The sequence below is a fragment of the Micromonospora sp. Mcm103 genome (assembly GCF_024519755.1).
GTDB classification, from domain to species: domain Bacteria; phylum Actinomycetota; class Actinomycetes; order Mycobacteriales; family Micromonosporaceae; genus Micromonospora; species Micromonospora aurantiaca.
Genome location: NZ_JALJRJ010000002.1, coordinates 194,371 through 214,493 on the forward strand (window position 1 = coordinate 194,371; position 20,123 = coordinate 214,493).

A 20,123-nucleotide genomic window follows, 5' to 3' on the forward strand; every position below is an offset into this window, starting at 1 on the left:
GCGCCGGTGATCAAGGAGTTTGTGTCCTCAGCAGGGCGATGTCCGCCCGCAAACTCCTTGATCACCGGGCACAGGGGGAGGGGGACGGAAGTGCTACAGGCGGCGGCCCTGGGAGGTGCGGGCGGTGATGCCGTCCAGGGGGGTTCCCGGGGTGAGGGTCTTCGGGTCGAACCAGAAGATCACCACCTGGGGGTCCTCGCTCCAGCGGACCAGCTTCGCCTCGACCTGCCGGCCGTCGACGGTCCCGACGATGCGGGCCGCCGGGCCGACGAAGTAGCCGAACGTGGGGATCGTCGCGCCGGTGGGCACCCGCTGCTGGTCGTACCCGATCTCGTGGAACCCCGGCCGGCGGTCGCTGCCGGACACGTCGTTGACCAGGAAGTCGGAGGTCAGGCGGCCGTCCGGCGCGCGCCGCCCGGCGACCAGGCCGATCGTCACGCGCGGCAGTTCCGGCACGTCGACCGGGACCATGAAGAACACGCGCTCGTCGGCGCCGTACCGGATGCCGCTGTCCACGACGGTCCCGAGCGGCCGCAGCGGCGACTCGGTCGGGGCCGGCGCGGCGGTCGGCGAGGGCGGGGGAGCGGCGGCGGACGCGGTGGCGACCGGCTCCCCGGCCGGGAGGTCCGGCGGGCCGGGCCGCGTCGCCACGGCGTCGACGCCGACCGCCACCGCGACGGTCGCCACCGCCGCCGCGACCCCGGTGCCGATCCGTCGGCGGCGGCGCAGCCGCCGTCCCCGGCGCATGATGTCCGCGATGTCCAGGCCGTCGGCCCGTTCGGTCGCCCGCATGGCGCGGCGCAGCTCGTCCATCTCGGTCACCGGCACGTCTCCTGCGGTCGCGGCGCGGACAGACCGGCGGTACGCAGCTTCTCCAGCGCCCGGGACGAGGTGCTCTTGACGGTTCCGACGGACACGTCGAGTTCGCGGGCCACCTGGGCCTCCGGCAGGTCGAAGTAGTGACGCAGGACGACGACGGCGCGTTCACGCGCGGTGAGCGTGCCGAGCGCGGTGACCAGCCACCGCCGCGTCGCCACCTCCTCGGCCATGTCGCCGCCGCGCCGCTCCGGGAGGTCGTCGCTCGGGTACTCGCGGATCGGCCGCCGCCAGGTGTCGACGAGGTGGTTCACCAGCACCGAACGGGCGTAGCCGTACGGGTCGCCGTTGCGGATCCGCGACCACGACGCGTACGTGCGCACCAGCGCGGTCTGGGCCGCGTCCTCGGCGTGGTGGTGGTTGCCGGTCATGAGGAAGGCGGCGTGCGTCAGCCGCGCGGAGGACGCCCGCGCGAACTCGACGAACTCCGCGTCACCCCGGGCCATGCCGGTCCTCTGCACCTCTCACCCCGGTAGGGACGTGCGGGACGCGGAAAAGGTTGAGTCCCCGCCGGACCAACTTCCGCGACGGGTCACCCGTCCTCATCCCCGCGCCCCCGACCGGGCGCCGAGGGGAGACGAGATGACCAGGACCGTGGACCGGACGCGCGGCGGCGCGGCGGTGATCGCGCTGACGGTGGCGCTGGCCGGTTGCACTCCGGCCGTGGCCGACCAGCCCACAGCCACGCCGTCCGGGCTGCCCGGCCCGTCGGCCGCCGGGCCGGCCGCGTCGGCGGCGGCGCCCGTCCGGTCCCGGCCGGCGCCGATCGGCTATCCCGCCGAGGGCGGCAACCGGTGGCGGTTCGCCGCCGCCGAGCCGGCCACCACAAGGGGTACGGGCCGGCTGCTGCGCTACCGGGTGGCGGTGGAGCGCGACATCACGGGTCTGCCAGCGGGCGAGTTCGGGGCGCAGGTCACCGGCATCCTCGGCGGCCCGGGTGGCTGGACCACCGACGGACGGATCGCCCTGCGCCGCGTCGGCGCCGATGGGACCGCCGACTTCACCGTCTACCTCGCCACCCCCGGTACGCGCGACGACCTGTGCGGGGACGGGCCGGACCGGTACACGTCCTGCCGCAGCGGGGATCGGGTGGTGGTGAACGTGGCCCGCTGGGTGGGCGGCGCGCCCGCGTACGGCAGCGACCTCGCCGCGTACCGCCGGTACGTGGTCAACCACGAGGTCGGCCACCGCCTGGGTCACGGGCACGAACGCTGCCCGGGGCGGGGGCGTCCGGCGCCGGTGATGCAGCAGCAGACGCTCGGCCTGCACGGCTGCACCCCGAACCCGCTGCCGTTCCTGCACGGCGAGCGGTACGCGGGCCGGTCCGGCGCGTACGACGACCGCCTGCCCCCGCCCGAGGGCGGCCGGCCGGGCTGAGTGGGTCCTCCGGCGGGTCATGCGCCTCGCGCGGCGGCCGGGCCGGCGCCGGGCATCCCATCCGGCGCTCAGAACAGCGTGGCCGGGCCGACCGGCTCCGGCTCGGGCAGCGGCGCGAGCCCGGGCACCCGCTCGCGGACCTGGTCGTGGAAGCGGCGGGCCAGCTCGGGCGCGTCCGCGTTGTCCGGCGTGTGCACGAACACCGTCGGTGAGCGGCCCTCCCGCAGCCAGCCGGTGACCACGTCCAGCCACGGCTGCCAGCCCTCGACGGTGCGGGCCGGGTCGTCGCGGCCCAGGTAGCGCACGATCGGCCGGTCGGTCAGCGCCCGGGTACGCAGCGGCAGGCGCGGCTTGCGCGTCCACGCCTCCCGCTCCGCGTCGCTGGTCGGTGGTGTGCGGAAGAACGCCGTGGTGTCGAACGGGATCCACTCGGCGCCGGCCCGGTGCAGCGTGGCCTCCAGCGCGCGTACCGCATCGGGCTCGGTGAAGAAGGCGGGGTGGCGGACCTCGACGGCGTACCTGTGGGTGGTGGGCAGCGTGCGCAGGAACCGGTCGAGGTCGGGCACCTCACCGGGGCCGAACGAGCCGGGCAACTGGATCCAGAGCGCGTCCGCCCGGGGGCCGAGCGGCTCCATCGCGTGCAGGAACGCCCGCAGTTCCGCCTCGCCGCCGGTGAGCCGGCGCTCGTGCGTGACCACCTTCGGCAGCTTCGGCAGGAAGCGGAAGCCCGGACCGGTCTGCTCGGCCCAGGACGCCACCGTCTGGCGGGCCGGGGTGGCGTAGAACGTGGTGTTGCCCTCCACGGCGTCGCACCACCCGGCGTACGCGCGCAGCCGCTCGTGTGCGGGCAGCGGGTGCGGCAGGAAGCGGCCGGACCAGGACTTGTGCGTCCACATGGCACAGCCCACGTGCAGGCGCATCCCGGTCACCGGTAGGGCCAGCTCGTCGAGGCGCCGCGCAGCGCCGCCTCCCGGTTCCACTTCCGGGTGAGGTACAGCGCGAGGCCGCCGAGTCCGGCGAACACCGGGGCGAGCAGCATGAGCAGCAGTCCGGCGCCGAGCCGGAACCGGTCACTCTGGAGGCCCTTCGCCGACGCCAGCGTGAACGCCTCCACGCCGTCACCGGTGCAGCTCACGAAGTCGGTGTCCATCCAGGTGATGCCCTCGGTGGCCAGCACCGGCGTGAACAGCCGTGGGTCGCCGCTGTCACGCATCACCGCCGCCGTCCCCTCGGGCCGCGCCCCGGCCACCTCCCTGCTGCGCTGCTCGCCGGTGGAGTAGACCCGGCTCTTCGCGGTGCACCGGACGGTGGCGGGTTCCACGTCGGCCGGGGTCGCGAGGATGAGGATGTTGCCGGGGCGTACGCCGGTGTCCCGCACCTTGATCTCGGCGCCGGGGGCGAACTCGGCGGCGGCGGAGAAGGTCGACGCGGCCGCGAACGGGCCCGTCTGGGTCAGCAGGGCCAGGCCGAGGAAGCCGGTCAGCAGGAATCCGCCGGAGCCGACGAGGATCCACATGGCGACCACGGCGCGGAAGCGCTGCACGAGCGGGTTCACCGGACGCGGTCCATGTCGCAGGCGCCGTCGGTGACCTGTCCGTGCATGGCGTCGCGGAGGTAGGTCTCGGGATCGGTCCCGGCGTCCCCGCCGCAGGCGGCGAGCGCGAGCGCCGCCATCGGACCGGTCCTTCTCCGTCGCATCCGTCCTCCTCGCGCTCGCGTCGCGGCGGGCCGGGGCCGCCCGGTCGCCGCGACCACGGTAGCCGGGGGCGGCACGCGCGGCGGACCGGGCCGCGTCAGGGCCGTTCCACCCGTACCGGGTCGCCGCGTACGAGCTCGTCGTGGACCCGCCAGCGGGCGTCGACGCCCGCGCGCCGGGCCGCCTCGTCGTCGGCGGCGATCCGCTGCCGCAGCAGCTCGACCGCGATCCGGCGGTTGAGGTGCAGGTGCCGTTCGGTGTCCACCACCACGGTCCGGCCGGACGGGCGGTGCGTGGCCCGGACGGCGGTGCTCGCCTTGTTGCGGTGCTGGCCGCCCGGCCCGCCGGTGCGGCAGGGCACGAACTCCACGTCCGCCTCGTGGAACGGCGTGACCACCACGTCGGTCCGGCAGGTCCGCGCGGTGACGTACCAGTTCTTCCGGCCGTGGCCCGTCCGGTACGGGCTGGGCGCCTGCCAGCAGAGCGTGCCGGTCCACCCGGCCGCGAACGCCTCCGCCCCGGCGCCGTTGATCCGGACCAGCACCGACCGGTAGGTGCCGGCCCGGTCGCCGGGTACCGTCTCGACCCGCTCGGTACGCAGGCCCCGCCGGGCCGCCGCGCCCTCCAGGCGGGACAGCAGCCGGGCCAGCGCCCACGCGCACTCGGCGGGTCCGCGTCCGGCGGACAGCAGCAGCTCGGTCACCGGCGGCCCTTGCGGCGCTCGTCGCGGCGGCCCACGTCCGGCGTCTTGTAGGTGACGAGCGGAACCGTGGTGGTGATCGGCGTGGCGAGGTCGTGCGCCACCAGGTCGCCGATGACCTGCTCGATGCGCTTGTACGCGGTGGGTGCCTCCTCGAACAGCAGTTGCCGGTCGCCGCAGACCACTATCGAGCCGACCGGCGTACGGCGCAGCTCCTCGACGGTGTGCTTGGCCCGGCCCCGGCGCAGCGCGTCGGCGCGGGACATCTTGCGTCCGGCGCCGTGCGCCACCGAGTAGCCGGCGTCCGGCCCGGCGTGCGCGGCCACCAGGTAGGAGGGTGTGCCGCGGGTGCCGGCGATCAGCACGTCCCGGCCGTCGCCCGGCGCCGCGCCCTTGCGGTGCAGGTAGCGGCCGTCGCGGATCTCGACCAGGTTGTGGCACTGGTCGACGACCGGCTCGGTGGGCTCGGCGCCGAGCGCGTACGCGACCCGCGCGGCCAGCAGCCGCCGGTTGAGCGAACCCCACCGCACGGCCGCGTCGTGCCGGGCCAGGTAGGCGTCCGGGTCGGGCGCGGGACCGGCGCCGTGTGTCTCGGTGTGCTCGCGCAGGATCCGTTCGCCCAGCCCGCGCGACCCGGAGTGCACCACGAGCACCAGGTCACCGGCGTCGAGCCCGAGCCGCGCGGCGTGCTCCGCCGCGAGGATCGGCCCGACACGGGCCAGTTCGACGAAGTGGTTGCCGCGTCCGACGGTGCCGAGGCCGTCGAGGTGACCGGCCGGCACGTCGCCGTCGAGCACCGACCAGGCCGGGTCGTCGGCGTCCCGGTCCGGCTCGAGCGCCCGGTCCAGGTCGGGGAACCGGGCCGCGAGCCGTTCGGGTACGACCCGGCGCAGCGCGATCGGGAAGACCGCGATGCCGCACCCGATGTCGGAGCCGACGAGGAACGGGTAGAGCACGGTCGAGGACATCGCGGCGCCGATCGGCGCGCCCTTGCCGGGGTGCAGGTCGGGCATGGCGGCGACGTGCGCCATGCCGTCCAGGGCGGCGACCTGGCGGCACTGGTCGAGCGCGGCGGACTCGATCCAGCTGCCGGGGGAGGAGAAGACGGAGACGGTGGCGGGCACGACGGCCCGCCCGGAGGGGTACGCGGACACAGACGCTCGTTTCTGCGGAAAGAGAGAGGCGGGGAACGGCAGGCGGCGTGAAGGGCCTGCGGGCGGGGATGCGATCCGTCAGAACGTCATGCCGCTCAGCCTCGCGGAGGCGGCCCGGGCGGGCAACCGACTTTCCCGGCGACCCGCCCGGCGGGCGCGTCGACATCACCCCACCCGATCCATAGACTCCGGTCGTTCTGGTACCACGAGTCCAGGGAGGACCACCGTGTCGAGCGAAACCCGAACGCACGCCGCATTACCCCTGCTGGCCCGCCTCGCCGGGGTGAGCCTGGCCGCCGCGACGATCGTCGCCGCCGCAGGTGTCGCCGCGACCGCGGCGCCGCCCGCCGACCCGGCGCCCACGAAGGGGCCGTGCGCGTACACGCCCACGCCGGACGAGCCGGCCGCCCGTCCGGTGTCGCTGCCGCCGGACCCGCGCCGCACGCCGGACCGCGGCACCGTGCGGGTCACGCTGCGCACCAACCAGGGGCCGATCGGGCTGACGCTGGACCGTGAACAGGCGCCGTGCACCGTGCAGAGCTTCCTGCACCTGGTCCGGAAGCGCTTCTACGACCGGACGCCCTGCCATCGGCTCACCGCGTACCCGACGCTCACGGTCCTCCAGTGCGGCGACCCGTCCGGTACCGGCGAGGGCGGCCCGGGCTACCGGTACCGCGACGAGCTGCCCACCGACCTGCCGCCCGCGCCGACCGACCCGACCGGCGTACGCCGCCTGTACGCGCGCGGCACCCTGGCCATGGCCAACGCCGGCCCGGACACCAACGGCAGCCAGTTCTTCCTGGTCCAGGCCGACTCGGCGCTGCGCCCCAACTACACCGTGTTCGGTCAGGTAGACGCGGCCGGGCTGGCCACGCTGGACCGGATCTCGGCCGGCGGCATCGCGCCCACCCCGGAGGATCCGGCTCCGGTCGACGGCGCCCCGGCGGTGCCGGTGGAGATCTGCCGCGCCAAGCAGGGCCGCTGACGCGACGGCCCGGCGGGACGGCCGCCCAGGCCGCCCGCCGGGCCCGCGCCGCCGTCGGTAGCCTGCGGCGATGACGCATGAGCGGGAGATCACCGAGCCGGTCGACCTGTGCCGGCCGGACGGGCGGCTGAATCCGGACGCGGTCGGCTGGAGTCGTCGGCCGCTGCACCGGGCGAACCTGCGCGGCTGGGGCCGGGCCAAGCGGTGGGAGCACTGGGGCGTGGTGACTCCGACCCACATCCTCGGCCTTGTCGCGTCGTCGCTCGACTACGCCGGGGTGCAGAGCCTCTATCTGCTCGACCGGCGTACCGGGCGGGAGACCACGGCGGAGGCGGTGGTGCCGTTCGCCCGGGGCACGGTGCTGCCGCCGGTCAGCGGCGCCGGTCCGGTCCGCGCCCGGGGCGGGAACCTGACCATCGCGGTGGAGCAGGGCCCGGACGGCAGTACGCTGCGGGCGAGCGCACCCGGCGTCGAGGTGGACCTGACCGTGCCGCTGCCGCCGGGGCACGAGTCGCTCGGCGTGGTGGTGCCGTGGAGCACGCGACGGTTCCAGTACACGGTCAAGGACATCGGCCGGCCGGTGCACGGCACGATCACAGTGGACGGCACGGCGTACCCGGTGGGGGAGGGGTCGTACGCGGCGCTCGACCACGGCCGGGGCAAGTGGCGGTACGCGGTGCGGTGGAACTGGGCGGCCGGCAGCGGGCCGGGCCGGGCGATCCAGCTCGGCGGCAAGTGGACCGACGGCACCGGCTCGACCGAGAACGCGGTGTTCGTCGACGGGCGGCTGCACAAGATCGGCGCGGATCTGACCTGGGAGTACGACCGTACCGACTGGCTGCGGCCGTGGCGGATCACCGGTGACCGGGTGGACGTCACGTTCCACCCGTTCCACGAGCGGGTGGCGCGGACCAACCTGCTCGTGCTGGCCGGGGAGACGCACCAGTGCTTCGGGAACTTCACCGGCTGGGCGGCGACAGACGACGGCGGGCGCGTGGATCTGGACGGCCTGGTCGGCTGGGCCGAGGAGGCCCGCAACCGCTGGTGAGGCCGGTCCCCGCCGGGCCGGGCCGTACGCACAGCGTGGGGCGGCCCCGCCCGGGACCGCCCCACGCGCGACTTCGGGGTCAGGCGACCGAGGCCGGGAACCTCTCCCAGACCCGGTGCGCCGCCATCAGCCGCTGCACCTCGCCGAGCACCTCGGTGCCGGAACCACCGGTCACCACGCCCGGCGTGCCGGTGACGCCGGCCTGGTTCAGCACCTCGGCGCCCGCGCCCCAGGCGCCGATCACCTTGGCGTGCCGCCACGCCTCCTCGACCAGCAGCAGCACCCGCGGGTCGACGGTGGCCGAGCCCGGCGCGCCGGCCTTGGCGTCGCGGGCCGGCAGCGCGTCCGGCGCCGGGGCCGGTGCGCCGGCCAGCAGCACCGCGTCGAACTCGACCGAGCGGCCGGTCGCGAACGTGCGCTGCACCGGCAGCCCGTCGACGGTGCCGCCGTGCGCGGCGATCAGCAGCGGCACCATGCCGGCGGCGGTCACCGCCCGGCGTACCTCGTGCACGTCGCCCAGGTCGGCCTGGGCGTCGACCACGATGCCGACCATCCGGCCGTCGGCCGGCCACTCCCGGCCCACCTGGGACAGCGCCGGGCTGGGCTGCACCTCCGCGAGCGGCACGGTGGGCTGCGGCACGGGCAGGCCCAGGCCGGTGGCCACCTGCTCGCACAGCACCGGGTCGACGTTCGCCAGGCACTGGAGCTGCCGCTCCTTGATCGCCTGGTGGTAGCACTTGCCCAGCTCGAACGTGTACGCCCGGATGATGTGCTCCTTCTCCACCGGCGACATGCTCTGCCAGAACAGGCGTACCTGGCTGTAGTGGTCGTCGAAGGACGCAGGTGCGGCCCGCACCTTCGGTGCCTCGGCCACCGTCACCGGCGTGTCCACGAACGCGTGCTCGCGGTCGCCGGCCGGGAACGGGTTGCCCCCGTCCAGCGAGTTCGGCCGGTACGGCGCCACGCCCGCGTGCACCGCGTGCTGGTGGAAGCCGTCACGCAGCATGTCGTTGACGTCGGCGTGCGGCCGGTTGATCGGGATCTGGGTGAAGTTCGGCCCGCCCAGGCGGGTGAGCTGCGTGTCCACGTACGAGAAGAGGCGGCCCTGCATCAGCGGGTCGTTCGTGACGTCGATGCCGGGCGGCAGGTGCCCGACGTGGAACGCCACCTGCTCGGTCTCGGCGAAGAAGTTGCGCGGCGTCTTGTTGAGGGTGAGGGTGCCGATCGCCTGTACCGGCGCCAGCTCCTCCGGCACGATCTTCGTCGGGTCGAGCAGGTCGATCCCGGCGAACGTCTCCTCCGGCGTGTCCGGGAAGACCTGGATGCCCAGCTCCCACTCGGGGAACGCGCCGGCCTCGATGGCGTCGTACAGGTCGCGGCGGTGGAAGTCCGGGTCCATGCCGCTGATCAGCTGGGCCTCCTCCCACTCCAGGGAGTGCACGCCGAGCTTCGGCTTCCAGTGGAACTTGACCAGCACCGTCGCCCCGGCGTCGTCGACCATCCGGAAGGTGTGGACGCCGAAGCCCTCCATGGTCCGGTAGGACCGCGGGATGCCCCGGTCGGACATGTTCCAGATGGTGTGGTGCTGTGCCTCGGTGTGCAGCGAGACGAAGTCCCAGAACGTGTCGTGCGCGCTCTGCGCCTGCGGGATCTCCCGGTCCGGGTGTGGCTTGCCGGCGTGGATGACGTCCGGGAACTTGATCGCGTCCTGGATGAAGAAGACCGGCATGTTGTTGCCGACCAGGTCGAACGTGCCCTCGTCGGTGTAGAACTTGGTGGCGAAGCCGCGGGTGTCGCGGACCGTGTCGGCCGACCCGCGCGAGCCCAGCACGGTGGAGAAGCGGACGAAGACCGGCGTTTCGCGGCCCTTCTTGAGGAACCCGGCCCGGGTGACCTTCTCGGCGGCGCCGTTGGCGACGAACGTACCGTGCGCGCCCGCGCCCCGGGCGTGCACCACCCGCTCCGGGATCCGCTCGTGGTCGAAGTGGGTGATCTTCTCCCGCAGGTGGTGGTCCTGGAGCAGGACCGGGCCGCGCGGACCGGCCTTGAGCGAGTGGTCGGTGTCGCGCAGCCGGGCGCCGTTGGCGGTGGTGAGGTACGCGCCCTGCTGCCCCTTGGCGATCTTCGGCACGCCGGTCTCGGCGCCGGTCGGGGTCCGGGTGTCCGGCGCGCCCTGCTCGGCCTTGGGCGGCAGCGGCCCGTGCGGCGTGGTCGGCTCCTCCAGCGGTGGCGGCGCGCTGCCGGGAGCGCCCGGCACGTCCGGAGTCAGCGCGTCGCCGACCTTCTCGACGGCGGCTTCGACGACACCTTTGACGATCTGGGCGGGCTTGCTGGATTCCATCAGGACCTGTCCTCCTACAGCTAAATGTCCAGGCCCTTTCGGCCCTACCCCAGCTCAGGGCGGGCAAACCGGAACAATCGCGGTATCGCTGGTCAGGACCGGCGCGGCACGGCCACGGCGGTGAGCAGCAGCCCGCCGGCGACCAGCCAGCGGCCGTCCAGGACGTCAAGCGGCGGGCCGCCGTCGGTGCGGGTGCCGTCGACCAGGATCCGGGCGGTGAACCGGCCGTCCGGATCGAAGGTCAGCTCCGCCTCCTCGAACCCGAGCCAGCGCCCGGTCAGCGGGTACCACGCCTTGTAGACCGACTCCTTGGCGCTGAACAGCAGCCGGTCCCAGTGCGTCCCCGGGTCGGCGTCGCGCAGCGCGGCCAGCCGCTCCGGCTCGCCCGCCACTGTGACCACCCCGGCCACCCCGTCGGGCAGCGGCTCGTGCGGCTCGGCGTCGATGCCCAGCCCGGCCAGCGCCTCGGCCGGGGCCACCGCCGCCGCCCGGTAGCCGGTGCAGTGCGTGATGCTGCCCACCACGCCGGCCGGCCAGACCGGTTCCCGCCGGGGACCGGGCCGGATCGGCGCCGGGGCGTACCCGAGGCGGGCCAGCGCCTCCCGCGCGCAGCGGCGGGCCGTCACGAACTCCTGGCGGCGGGCTGCCACCGCGCGGGCGACCAGGTCCTCCTCGCCCGGGTACGGCGCCTCGTCCGGCACGTCGGCGAACGCCTCGACGGCCAGCGCCCCGGCCGGCAGCAGCGCCCCGATCATCCGAGGATCCGCTTCATCGGCGCCGGCTCACCGCCCCGGCGCCGCCACTCGCGCGGGTAGCCCAGCGACACCTCCTCGAACCGCACCCCGTCGTAGTGCGTGGTGCGCGGGATGTGCAGGTGGCCGTAGACCGCGACGACGGCGCGGTGACGCACGTGCCAGTCGGCCGTCCGGTCGGTGCCGCACCACTGGGCGAACTCCGGGAACCAGAGCACCTCGGTGGGCTGGCGCACCAGCGGCCAGTGGGTGACCAGCACTGTCGGCAGCGCCGGGTCGGTGGCCTCCAGCCGCCGCCGGGTCACCTCCAGCCGCGCCGCGCACCAGGACTCCCGGTCCGGGTACGGGTCCGGGTGCAGCATCATCTCGTCGGTGCACACCACGCCGGCGTCGTACGCCGCGCGCAGCGACTCCTCCTTGGTGGTGGTGCCGGGGGCGCGGAACGAGTAGTCGTAGAGCAGGAACAGCGGCGCCACCGTCACCGGCCCGCCCGCACCGCGCCACACCGGGTAGTCGTCCTCCGGGGTCAGCACGCCCAGCTCGCGGCACATCGCCACGAGGGCGTCGTAGCGGGCCACCCCGCGCAGCGTCACCGGGTCGTTCGGGCTGGTCCACAGCTCGTGGTTGCCCGGCGCCCACACCACCCGCGCGAACCGGTCGCGCAGCAGCCGCAGCGTCCGCTCGATGTCGGCGAAGACCTCGCCGACGTCCCCGGCCACGATCAGCCAGTCGTCCGCCGTCTCCGGCCGCAGGCCGTCCACCACCGCGCGGTTCTCCGCGTACGACACGTGGAGGTCACTGACCGCGTACAGCGCACCCGTCACCCGGCCGATCCTGCCAGCGGAGGTCGCCGATGACCAGGCGCGGACCGGTGGGGGTTCGGCACCGGTCAGCCGACCCTCGCGGTCACCTCGTCGAGTGCCCGCAGCACCTCCCGGGTGACGGCCGGCTCGGCGGCGGAGTGCCCGGCCTCCGGCACGATCCGCAGCGTCGCCTCCGGCCACCGGCGGGCCAGGTCGTACGCGGACACCGGCGGGCAGCACATGTCGTACCGGCCGTTGACGATCACGGCGGGCAGGTGCCGGATCCGGTCCACGCCGTCGAGCAACTGACCCTCGGCCAGGAAGCCGCCGTGCACCGCGTAGTGCGACAGGATCCGGGCCACCGGCAGCGCGTGGTCGTCGGCGGTGAAGTGGGCGAGCATCTCCGGGTCGGGCCGTATCGACGAGTTGACCGCCTCCCACCGTCCCCAGGCCCGCGCGTACTCCCGGGCCCGCGCCTGGTCCGGGCCGTGCAACCGTCTGTGGTACGCGGCCAGCACGTCGTCGCGCTCGTCCGGTGGGATCGGCGCCACGAACCGCTCCCACTCCTCGGGCTGGAGGTGGCGCAGCCCGCCCTGGTAGAACCAGTCCCGCTCGCTGCTCCGCAGCAGCAGCACCCCACGCAGGACCAGGCCGCTCACCCGCTCCGGGTGCGCCTGCGCGTACGCCAGGCCGAGCGTGGTGCCCCACGAGCCGCCGAACACCAGCCACGAGTCGATGCCCAGCCGCTGCCGGATGGTCTCCAGGTCGGCCACCAGATGCCAGGTGGTGTTGGCGCGCACCTCGCCGTGCGGGGTGCTGCGGCCGGCGCCGCGCTGGTCGAACAGCACGGCCCGGTGGCGCGCGGGGTCGAAGAACCGGCGGGCCGCCGGCACCAGGCCGCCGCCGGGCCCGCCGTGCAGGAACACCACTGGTACGCCGTCCGGCCGGCCGACCTCCTCCACGTACAGGACGTGGCCGTCACCGACCGGGAGCAGGTGGGTGGCGTACGGCTCGACGGGCGGGTGCAGACCGGTCATGCCCGGTCATTGTGCCCGCCGCGGGCGCGCCGGGTGGCCCCGTCAGCAGGCGACGTTGCCGCCGAGGTTGTCCAGCAGCGCGTCGGCGACCCAGCCGGAGACACCAGTGGTGACGTCCCGCAGGTAGGTCCACGTGTAGGTGGTGTGGCCGTTCGCGCTGACCCGGTCGCCGCTGGCGAAGCAGTGGAAGTCGACCGTGTGACTGAGCTGCCCGTAACCCAGGGAGGCGCAGGTGGTGTGCGGGCCGGTGCGGATGTTGACGTTCGTGGCGTTGAACAGCTGGCCGAACTTGCTGTCCACGTTGGAGTGCGAGTGGCTGCACCCGGCGCTCGCCGGTGCGGCCGTGCCGGCCACCACGGCGCCCGCCGATGCGACGGTCAGGACGACGGCGGCACCGATGGAGGAGATCTTCCGCATACCCGTCAACCCCCGAATAAAGATCGAGATGCACCAGCAGATCGATCCAAATATTTGCATAGAGCAAGGTCGATGAGCAAGATGCGGTGCCGCCGGACCGGCGGCGCCGACGTCTCAGGCGGTGGCCGGTACGCCGTTGTCCGTACCCGTCGTCTCCGCCTCGGGCGCACCGCGTGGAGCCGGCGTGCGGACCGCGAACGCGTCGAAGCTCGGCCCGTCCAGCCGCTCGACGAACGGCTCCACCGCGGGCGGCTCCGACCGGTCCGGCTCGATCGCGTCCGGCTCGGTCCGCCCGTCCACGGCCCGGGGTGTCACCTCGGCCGGCACGGTGATCGGCGGGCGCGCCGGCACCTGCGGGTACTCGGCGGTCTCCCCGCCGCCCGCGGCCGCCGCCATGACCGCCGCCGCGGCCAGGTCGGCGACCCGCTTGGCCTCCCGCTGCACCCGGGCCCGGGTCTCCTTCGCGTGCTGCTCGGCCAGGTCCGCCGCGCGCCGCGCCTCGTCCAGCCGCTTGGTCTCCGCGGCCAGCTCCCGGCGTACGCCGACCAGCCGCTCCTCCACCTCCGCGCCGGTCCGCTCGATGGTGGCGATCTCCTGGCGGGTGTCCTCCAGCTGCCGGGAGACGCTCTCCAGCTCCGCCTTGAGCCCGGTCAGCGTCTCCTGCCGCTGCTGGATCTCCCGCTGCACGCCGGCGAGCTGCTCCTGGTGCGCCGCCGTCTCCTCGTCGGCCCGCTCCCGGACCTCGGTGGCGTACTGCTGCGCCTCGGCGACCAGCGCGGCGATGTCCTTCTCCGCCGCGGCGGCCCGGTCGGCCAGCTCCTGCTCGGCGGCGGCCCGCCGCTCGTCCAGCTCCTTGGCCATCGTGGCCTGCCACTGGGCCAGCTCCTGCTGGGCCTTGCTGCGGTTGGCCTGGACCTCCTGCTGGATCTGCGTCCGCGCGGCCTTCACCAGCGCCTCGGACGCCGAGCGCGCCTGCTCGACCTGCTGCGCGCTCTGCTCGCTGATCCGCTTCGCCTCCTGCTGGGCCCGGTCGTGCACGGCCTGACCCTCGACGCGCAGCTTCTCCGCCAGCTCCCGCACCGCGGTCAGCTCCGCCTGCGCGGCCGCCCGCCGCTCCTCGTCCAGCCGCTCCTGCTCGGCCCGGCGGGCGGACAGCTCCTCGTCCAGCTCACGCCGCTCCCGCGCGGCCTGCTCCTGCGCGGCGGCGAGCAGCTTCTCCGCCTGCCCCTGGACGTCCTCCGCGCGCCGGGTGGCCACGTCGGTGATCTGGCCGGCCTGCTTCTCGGCCAGGTCCAGGATCTGGTCCACCATCGGGCCGAGGTCGCGGAAGGACGCCCGGTCCACCGCCGACGGACGGTCCCGCAGCTCCACCGCCTCGGCCTGCGCCCGCTGCACCTGCGCGGTCAGGTCGCGCACCTGCGCGTACGCCCGGTCCCGCGCGGCGGTCAGCGCGCTCACCTCGGCGTCGATCTGCTCGACGTACCGGTCCACCTGACGTTTGTCGTAGCCGCGCAACGCGGGATCGAACCGGGGCCGCCCGGACAGGTCGTCGTGGGGTGCGAACGGCTCGGCACCGTTGGACATTCGCCATCCTCCGTCGGTTCGCCAGCGCCAGGCCGGCGGATGACCGCCCCGCAGGGCACGATGAGGCGCTACGGTACCGCGTCCGCGCGCGAGGCTCGCCCCGCCCCGCCCCCTGCCCGCCGACCGGCGGCACGGTCAGACCGGGAAGTGCGGGTTCCCCGCCGTCAGGCGGATGGTGAAGCCGGTCGCGTCCCTGTGGTACGTCACGTGGTCGCAACTCTGGTGGCTGATCCACAGGCCCAGACCACCGTCGGAACCGTCGCCCGCCGGCAGCAGCCCGGCGAACGGGTCCTTTGGGCCGGTCCCCCGATCGTGGACGGTCACCACGATCCGGTCCGGTGCGCGCCACAACCGCAGGCACACCGGCGGCTCGCCGTGGCGCAGCGCGTTGCTCACCACCTCGCTGACCGCGATGACCAGGCCGTCCAGGCCGTCGGGCGGCAGCAGGCCACGGTCGGCGGCGCGCACCTCGGCTCGCGCACGGGCCGGCGTCGGGTCGACCAGCTCGACCAGCGGCACGGTCCGCTGCACCGGGTCCGGGGGCGCCGGCCGGAACTCGGTCAGGTAGCTCGTCGGCTCGGTGTAGAGACCCGCCGCCTCGTGCCTGCCGTCCGGCCGCGCCACCAGCGGATGGGTACGCGCCACGTCGGCGAGCACACGCGGCGGCGTGCCCCGGCGGTCGTAGGCGCAGATGCCCCAGAGCGGGAAGTCGTCGTAGGCGTGGTTGATCGCCGACTCGTAGCGCGCCCACCAGTCCCAGGTCGCGCCGAGCAGCACCGGCGGCAGCTCGCCGACCATCCGGATCTGCGCCGCCCCCGCCGCCACGTACGAGGCGAGCAGTTCCCGGTAGGAACGCAGCGCGACGCTGGGCCGGGCGTAGACGTCGCTGACCGGCAGGAACGTGACCTCGGCGCCGGTGGGCAGCGCCCGGCGCACCAGCTCGGCGTTGCGCTCGTCCAGGTTCACCGCCGTCGGCTCGCCCGCCGCGATCCCGTCCAGCAGGAACGGCAGCGCCACCGCCAGCAACTCCTCGTCGGAGTCGTAGACGAACGCCTCGTGGAAGTAGCCCACGTGGCCGAAGGCCGCGCCGCTCCTCATCGGACGACCTCCACCCGTACCTCCGACAGACTGAGCAGGTCGACGAGCCGGGCCGGGGCGCGGCTCGGCGTGCGCAGCACCGCGACGGCGTCGTGCCGGCGGGCGTGGTCGCGCAGATGCAGCAGGCTGCGGTGGTCGACGAAACGCAGCTCGGCGGCGTCGAACACGACCCGGCCCGCCACCGGCCGCGGGTCGGCCCGCTCCAGCGCGGCGGCGAAGTCCCGGTGGTTGGACGGGTCCAGCTCGCCGGCCAGCGCCACCACCGAGTCGCCGTCGCCGGCGTGCAGCCGGAACAGCACGTCCGCGTTCGTCACCGAGTGCAGGCAGGCCAGCTCGGCGATCGCCGCGTCGTCCAGCTGCCGGCGGTCGTAGGCGCACACCGCCGACATCGGCCGGTGCCGCATCCAGTGGTCGATCCGGTGCTCGTAGCGGGCGAACGCGTCCCGCTGGGCCGGGCTGCGGACCAGGCTCGTCGCCTCCGCCAGCACCCGCAGGCCGGTGTGCCCCGCGGTCAGCGCCTCGGTGGTGGCCCGCACGTACGCCTGGACCTGCCGGTCGGGATCGACGATCTCGTCGTGCCGGTACGCCTCGCCGACGGGAACCAGCCGTAGCGCGTCCCGCCGGCGCGCGGCGTCGACCCCGGGAACCGAGGCCAGCCAGCCGGTGACGGTGGCGCGATCCTCCGGACAGACCACCCATACCTGCTCACCGGCGGCCAGACCCGCGCTTACCTGCTCGACCGTCAGCGCGCGCAGCACGGCCGGGTCGTCGTAGGCGAGGCAGCCGTGGGTGTAGCCCGGGTACGTCACGCTCCCGCTGGTCACCGACTCCGCCTCATGGGCCCAGTCTATGCCGGGCCCACCTGGAGATCGCGCCAGGCCGTGGCCTCGAGCGGCGGGTCACCCAGCTCGAACTCGGCCCAGTTGTTCCAGTACGCGATCGCGTCCACGTCGTTCTGCTGCCGCAGCCAGGTGACGTGCTCGCGGATCGTCCGCGCCCGGCCCGCGCCGGTGGTGTCCGCGGCGATGCGGCTCAGGCCGTACTCGGGCACCAGCAGCCGGATCCCCGGGTACGCGGCGCGCACCTTGCCGAAGGCCAGCCGAACATCCGGGAGGCGGGCCAGTACGCGGCGGTGTCCCGGGAGTAGCAGTCCACGCCGTAGTGGGTCATGCCCGGGTAACCCCAGTCGGCCGGGTTGCCGCGCCCCTCGTCGAGCCAGTAGCGGGTCACGATCGGGCCGTGCCCGAGCACCCACCGCCGGTTGCGGTGCGCCGCCAGTATCTGCGTCACCCGGCTCGCCGTCGCCCGGTACGTGGCGGGGGTCACGTCGCCCATCGGCTCGTGGTACCAGGTCAGGTAGATCGGGCGGTTCACGCCGTCGAGCCAGCCGGCCAGCTGCTCGACGTCGTCCTTCCAGCTGACGTGCATGACGGCCGAGGGCGCGTCGGCGAACTTGCCCGCGTTCAGCGGGGGCAGTTCCGGCAGCGCGTCCGCGTCCGGGCCGTCCGTGCCGAAGTCGCGCATGTAGCGGATGCCCGGGTAGTCGGCCACCGCCCGCTGGGTCCGGGCGCCCTTCTCGGCGCTCATCCCGACCAGCAGCGGCACGGTCAGCGTGGCGGTGCCCGTGCCGGTGCGGCCGGCGCCGTCACGCGCCGTCGCGGTCAGCGTCACCGTGCCCCGGCCGGCCAGCACGGTGACTGTGAAGCGGCCCGGTTCGGTGCCGCTCGGTGTGACTGTCACCCCCGGCGAGGCGCCGGCGAGCTGGATGGTCAACGGGACGCTCAGGTCCACCCGGACCGGGCTGTCCCAGGTGACGCCGGTGGGGTCGCTGACCCGGCCGGCGAGCGTCAGCAGGCGCGAGTCGGGGTGGTAGGCGTCCACCCGGACGGTGGTCGACTGCCCTGGTAGCAGGACGGTCTGGTCGGCGGTGACGGAACGGACGACGGGTGCGGCCATGAGGCTCTCCTTCGACGTGCTTCGCTGCCGCTCCGGCCGCACGTCTTCGGGTGGCCAGAATGGCTCTGACCTGCGCTTTTACCAGCTTGCGTCGGTTCGGTCCCGATCGTCAGGGCGGCCGCAGATGGCGCGAAACCCGGTCGCCGCCGCGCGGTCCCGCCCGCATCCTGGTCCGATGCCGATCATCGTGCGGGACCTGCGCGTGCCGGACTGGCCGCAGCTGTGGCCGATGCTGCGGGACATGGGTGTGGGCGACGACCCGCCGGAGGCCCACCGGCTGCGGTTCGCCGCGCTGCTCGCCGACCCCCGCTGGGCGCTGCTCGGTGCCATCGACGCGGGCGGGTTGGCCGGGTACGCCGCCGCCCAGGACCACGGCCCGCACCTGCGTTCCGGCGACGCGCACCGCACCGTACGCCTGCACGACCTGTACGTCGTTCCGGACCGGCGGCGTGACGGGGTGGGCCGTGCCTTGTTCACGGCGGTGCGGCGCTGGGCCGGCGGGCGGGCCCGGCACCTGGAGTGGCAGGCCCACCACGAGCGGGCGGCGCCGTTCTACGAGCGGCTCGGTCATCGGGGCGACCCGTGCCCACAGCCGGACTACCCGACGTTCCTTCTCGACCTCACCGGAACCGACCCTCGCCTTCCCTTGACGTGACCGGCTCGCCGCCGCTGCCCCCGCCCAAGATCGACACCAGTTCGGGGAGGTGGCTGCATCCGAGGTGGTCTGATGCCGCCATTTCCCCGAGCTGGTGTCGATCTTGGGGCGGGGATGTCGCCACTTCAGCGAGATGGTGTGGACCATGTCCCCTGGATTCCGAGGGTCGGCCCAGTGGTGGAGGTGGGGAGGGGTGCGCGCTGGCGGCTGGTGGGGTCTGGCTGTTGTCCGCGTGACGGCGATGGCCCTCGCGTGCTGTCGACCTCGTGATCGACACCAGTTCGGGGAGGTGGCTGCATCCGAGGTGGCCTGATGCCGCCATTTCCCCGAACTGGTGTTGATCATGGACGAGGATGGCGCCACTTCGGGGAACTGGTGTGGATCACGGGTGTGGAGGGGGCTGCTTGGCTCGGGGGCGCGGACAGGGTGGTGTCGAGCGGGGGCGTCCTCCGTGCGGACAGGGCCATGGTCGACACCAGGTCGGGGGGAGTGGGCGTGGAGCTTGGTGGGGAGGGGGTCAGGGGAGGGGGTGGGAGATGTCGCGGGCGTGGTCGGCCACCGCCGCGCCGACCACCGTCGCGGTCAGCGGAAGCACCTCCAGGCAGCGACGCACCGCCGCGCCCATCAGCGGGTTCGGTACCCGCATCGACAGCGTGCAGTGCGGCACCCAGCGGCCCGGGCGGTAGTGCTCCACCACCTCGACGCCGGCCCGCGCCAGCCGCTCGTGCACGGCGGCGTGGTGCGCCAGCAGCTCGGGCGTCGGCGCCGGCCCGAGCCAGAGGACCCGCCCGACGAACTGCCCGGCGTGCTGGAACTCCAGCCGCAGCGGCGCGGCCACCACGGTTCCGGCGAGCGCCTCGGCGACGCGGTGCGGGTCCAGGCGGGGCGCGACCGCCAGCGAGACGTGCGGGCGGTGCCGCTGCGCCAGCAGGGACCGCATGCTCGGCACCCCGTCGGACTCCAGCAGGTCCCACAGTACCCGGATCCGCCGGGTGGCGTCGGTGTCCAGATACAGCTCCAGCGCCGCGACCACGCGATCACCCTAGAGGCGGGGCCCGCGCCGAGGTTTGCCGGGCACGCTGGGCGGTACTGCCCGAGGGGACGGCAGAAGACGGCAGGGAGTGAGGGACACGTGGACGCGACGGACGTGCTGACCGAGGCGTACGGGCGGTTGCCCGATCTGGTCGCCGGGGCGCTCGACGGGCTCGACGCGGCCCAGCTGCGGCGGGTGCCGGCCGACGGGGCGAACCCGGTCGGCTGGCTGGTCTGGCACCTGACCCGGATCCAGGACGACCACGTGGCCGACGTGATGGGGGAGCCGCAGCTGTGGGCCACCGGCGACTGGGCGGCGCGCTGCGGCCTGTCGCCGGACCCCGCCGACACCGGCTTCGGGCACGGCCCGGAGCAGATCGCCGCGGTACGCCCCGAGAACGGCGCTGTGCTGCTCGACTACCACCGGGCGGTGGTGGACCGGAGCCTCGCGTACCTGCGCGGCCTGCGCCCGGCCGACCTCGACCGGGTGGTGGACGAGAACTGGGATCCGCCGGTGACGCTCGGGGTGCGGCTGGTGAGCGTGCTCGACGACGACCTCCAGCACGTCGGGCAGGCCGCGTACGTGCGGGGACTCATCCTGCGCTGAGCGCC

Annotated in this window: 23 protein-coding genes; 5 read left to right on the top strand and 18 right to left on the bottom strand. The window is 74.4% G+C overall.

Going from position 1 to position 20,123, the window contains the following annotated elements; genetic code table 11:
* Window positions 1-93: 93 nt before the first annotated feature.
* Both OC439_RS03500 and OC439_RS03505 read right to left on the bottom strand, forming a co-directional pair.
* A complete protein-coding gene (locus tag OC439_RS03500; RefSeq protein WP_262012407.1) occupies window positions 94-813 on the bottom strand; it encodes a hypothetical protein in 720 nt (239 codons plus the stop codon).
* A gap of 5 nt (window positions 814-818) precedes the next feature.
* Window positions 819-1,322, bottom strand: a complete 504-nt coding sequence (locus OC439_RS03505) for a SigE family RNA polymerase sigma factor (RefSeq protein ID WP_013285212.1) — start codon at window positions 1,320-1,322, stop codon at window positions 819-821.
* A gap of 136 nt (window positions 1,323-1,458) precedes the next feature.
* Between OC439_RS03505 and OC439_RS03510 the strand changes: the two genes are divergently transcribed.
* Window positions 1,459-2,253: a DUF3152 domain-containing protein gene (locus tag OC439_RS03510; protein WP_262012160.1), complete on the top strand. Its 795-nt coding sequence runs from the start codon at window positions 1,459-1,461 to the stop codon at window positions 2,251-2,253.
* A 68-nt stretch (window positions 2,254-2,321) separates the two neighbouring features.
* On the opposite strand, the gene OC439_RS03515 is transcribed toward OC439_RS03510, so the two are convergent.
* The 5 genes from OC439_RS03515 to OC439_RS03535 all read right to left on the bottom strand — a co-directional run bounded on the left by OC439_RS03515 (window position 2,322) and on the right by OC439_RS03535 (window position 5,803).
* Window positions 2,322-3,149, bottom strand: coding sequence for a DUF72 domain-containing protein (locus OC439_RS03515; RefSeq protein ID WP_262012408.1), 828 nt, complete (start codon window positions 3,147-3,149; stop codon window positions 2,322-2,324).
* Between the two features lie 29 nt (window positions 3,150-3,178).
* Entirely contained in the window at window positions 3,179-3,808 is a 630-nt protein-coding gene (locus OC439_RS03520; protein WP_262012161.1) for a hypothetical protein, read from the bottom strand.
* A complete protein-coding gene (locus tag OC439_RS03525) occupies window positions 3,805-3,951 on the bottom strand; it encodes a hypothetical protein (protein ID WP_262012162.1) in 147 nt (48 codons plus the stop codon). The genes OC439_RS03520 and OC439_RS03525 overlap by 4 nt, the downstream gene beginning before the upstream one ends.
* 95 nt (window positions 3,952-4,046) lie before the next feature.
* Entirely contained in the window at window positions 4,047-4,652 is a 606-nt protein-coding gene (prfH, locus tag OC439_RS03530; protein WP_262012163.1) for a peptide chain release factor H, read from the bottom strand.
* A complete protein-coding gene (locus tag OC439_RS03535) occupies window positions 4,649-5,803 on the bottom strand; it encodes an RNA ligase RtcB family protein (protein WP_262012164.1) in 1,155 nt (384 codons plus the stop codon). Before OC439_RS03535 ends, prfH begins: the two co-directional genes overlap by 4 nt.
* 226 nt (window positions 5,804-6,029) lie before the next feature.
* Here OC439_RS03535 and OC439_RS03540 point away from each other — a divergent pair, with 226 nt between their 5' ends.
* Together OC439_RS03540 and OC439_RS03545 are read left to right on the top strand one after the other, a co-directional pair.
* Window positions 6,030-6,788 carry a peptidylprolyl isomerase gene (locus OC439_RS03540; RefSeq protein WP_262012165.1) on the top strand — a complete coding sequence of 253 codons (759 nt, stop codon included), beginning with the start codon at window positions 6,030-6,032 and terminating at the stop codon, window positions 6,786-6,788.
* A gap of 70 nt (window positions 6,789-6,858) precedes the next feature.
* Window positions 6,859-7,836, top strand: coding sequence for a DUF2804 domain-containing protein (locus tag OC439_RS03545; protein WP_262012166.1), 978 nt, complete (start codon window positions 6,859-6,861; stop codon window positions 7,834-7,836).
* Between the two features lie 79 nt (window positions 7,837-7,915).
* Here the strand turns inward: OC439_RS03545 and OC439_RS03550 are convergent, their stop codons facing one another.
* The 10 genes from OC439_RS03550 to OC439_RS03595 all read right to left on the bottom strand — a co-directional run bounded on the left by OC439_RS03550 (window position 7,916) and on the right by OC439_RS03595 (window position 17,824).
* On the bottom strand, window positions 7,916-10,177 hold the full coding sequence (locus OC439_RS03550) for a catalase (RefSeq protein ID WP_262012167.1): 2,262 nt from the start codon (window positions 10,175-10,177) through the stop codon (window positions 7,916-7,918).
* Window positions 10,178-10,269: 92 nt separating this feature from the next.
* On the bottom strand, window positions 10,270-10,932 hold the full coding sequence (locus tag OC439_RS03555; protein WP_262012168.1) for a 4'-phosphopantetheinyl transferase: 663 nt from the start codon (window positions 10,930-10,932) through the stop codon (window positions 10,270-10,272).
* On the bottom strand, window positions 10,929-11,753 hold the full coding sequence (locus OC439_RS03560) for a metallophosphoesterase family protein (RefSeq protein ID WP_262012169.1): 825 nt from the start codon (window positions 11,751-11,753) through the stop codon (window positions 10,929-10,931). The genes OC439_RS03555 and OC439_RS03560 overlap by 4 nt, the downstream gene beginning before the upstream one ends.
* A 65-nt stretch (window positions 11,754-11,818) precedes the next feature.
* Window positions 11,819-12,769, bottom strand: coding sequence for a prolyl aminopeptidase (pip, locus tag OC439_RS03565; protein WP_262012170.1), 951 nt, complete (start codon window positions 12,767-12,769; stop codon window positions 11,819-11,821).
* 42 nt (window positions 12,770-12,811) lie between these two features.
* Window positions 12,812-13,186, bottom strand: coding sequence for a hypothetical protein (locus OC439_RS03570; RefSeq protein WP_194800855.1), 375 nt, complete (start codon window positions 13,184-13,186; stop codon window positions 12,812-12,814).
* A 114-nt stretch (window positions 13,187-13,300) separates the two neighbouring features.
* Window positions 13,301-14,770, bottom strand: coding sequence for a hypothetical protein (locus OC439_RS03575; RefSeq protein ID WP_262012171.1), 1,470 nt, complete (start codon window positions 14,768-14,770; stop codon window positions 13,301-13,303).
* Window positions 14,771-14,905: 135 nt separating this feature from the next.
* Window positions 14,906-15,868, bottom strand: coding sequence for an anti-sigma factor RsbA family regulatory protein (locus OC439_RS03580; protein ID WP_262012172.1), 963 nt, complete (start codon window positions 15,866-15,868; stop codon window positions 14,906-14,908).
* Window positions 15,865-16,692, bottom strand: a complete 828-nt coding sequence (locus tag OC439_RS03585; RefSeq protein ID WP_262012173.1) for an MEDS domain-containing protein — start codon at window positions 16,690-16,692, stop codon at window positions 15,865-15,867. Before OC439_RS03585 ends, OC439_RS03580 begins: the two co-directional genes overlap by 4 nt.
* A gap of 23 nt (window positions 16,693-16,715) precedes the next feature.
* Window positions 16,716-16,919, bottom strand: a complete 204-nt coding sequence (locus tag OC439_RS03590; protein ID WP_262012174.1) for a hypothetical protein — start codon at window positions 16,917-16,919, stop codon at window positions 16,716-16,718.
* Window positions 16,901-17,824 (bottom strand): hypothetical protein, encoded by a 924-nt coding sequence (locus OC439_RS03595; RefSeq protein WP_262012175.1) that lies wholly within the window; start codon window positions 17,822-17,824, stop codon window positions 16,901-16,903. The genes OC439_RS03590 and OC439_RS03595 overlap by 19 nt, the downstream gene beginning before the upstream one ends.
* 175 nt (window positions 17,825-17,999) lie before the next feature.
* Between OC439_RS03595 and OC439_RS03600 the strand changes: the two genes are divergently transcribed.
* Entirely contained in the window at window positions 18,000-18,479 is a 480-nt protein-coding gene (locus tag OC439_RS03600) for a GNAT family N-acetyltransferase (protein WP_262012176.1), read from the top strand.
* A 517-nt stretch (window positions 18,480-18,996) separates the two neighbouring features.
* Here OC439_RS03600 and OC439_RS03605 read toward each other — a convergent pair.
* Window positions 18,997-19,512 carry a 2'-5' RNA ligase family protein gene (locus tag OC439_RS03605; RefSeq protein ID WP_145752617.1) on the bottom strand — a complete coding sequence of 172 codons (516 nt, stop codon included), beginning with the start codon at window positions 19,510-19,512 and terminating at the stop codon, window positions 18,997-18,999.
* Window positions 19,513-19,611: 99 nt separating this feature from the next.
* Here OC439_RS03605 and OC439_RS03610 point away from each other — a divergent pair, with 99 nt between their 5' ends.
* The gene (locus OC439_RS03610; protein WP_262012177.1) at window positions 19,612-20,118 is read left to right on the top strand and encodes a mycothiol transferase; all 507 of its coding nucleotides are present in this window, start codon (window positions 19,612-19,614) and stop codon (window positions 20,116-20,118) included.
* The last annotated feature ends 5 nt before the right edge of the window (window positions 20,119-20,123 follow it).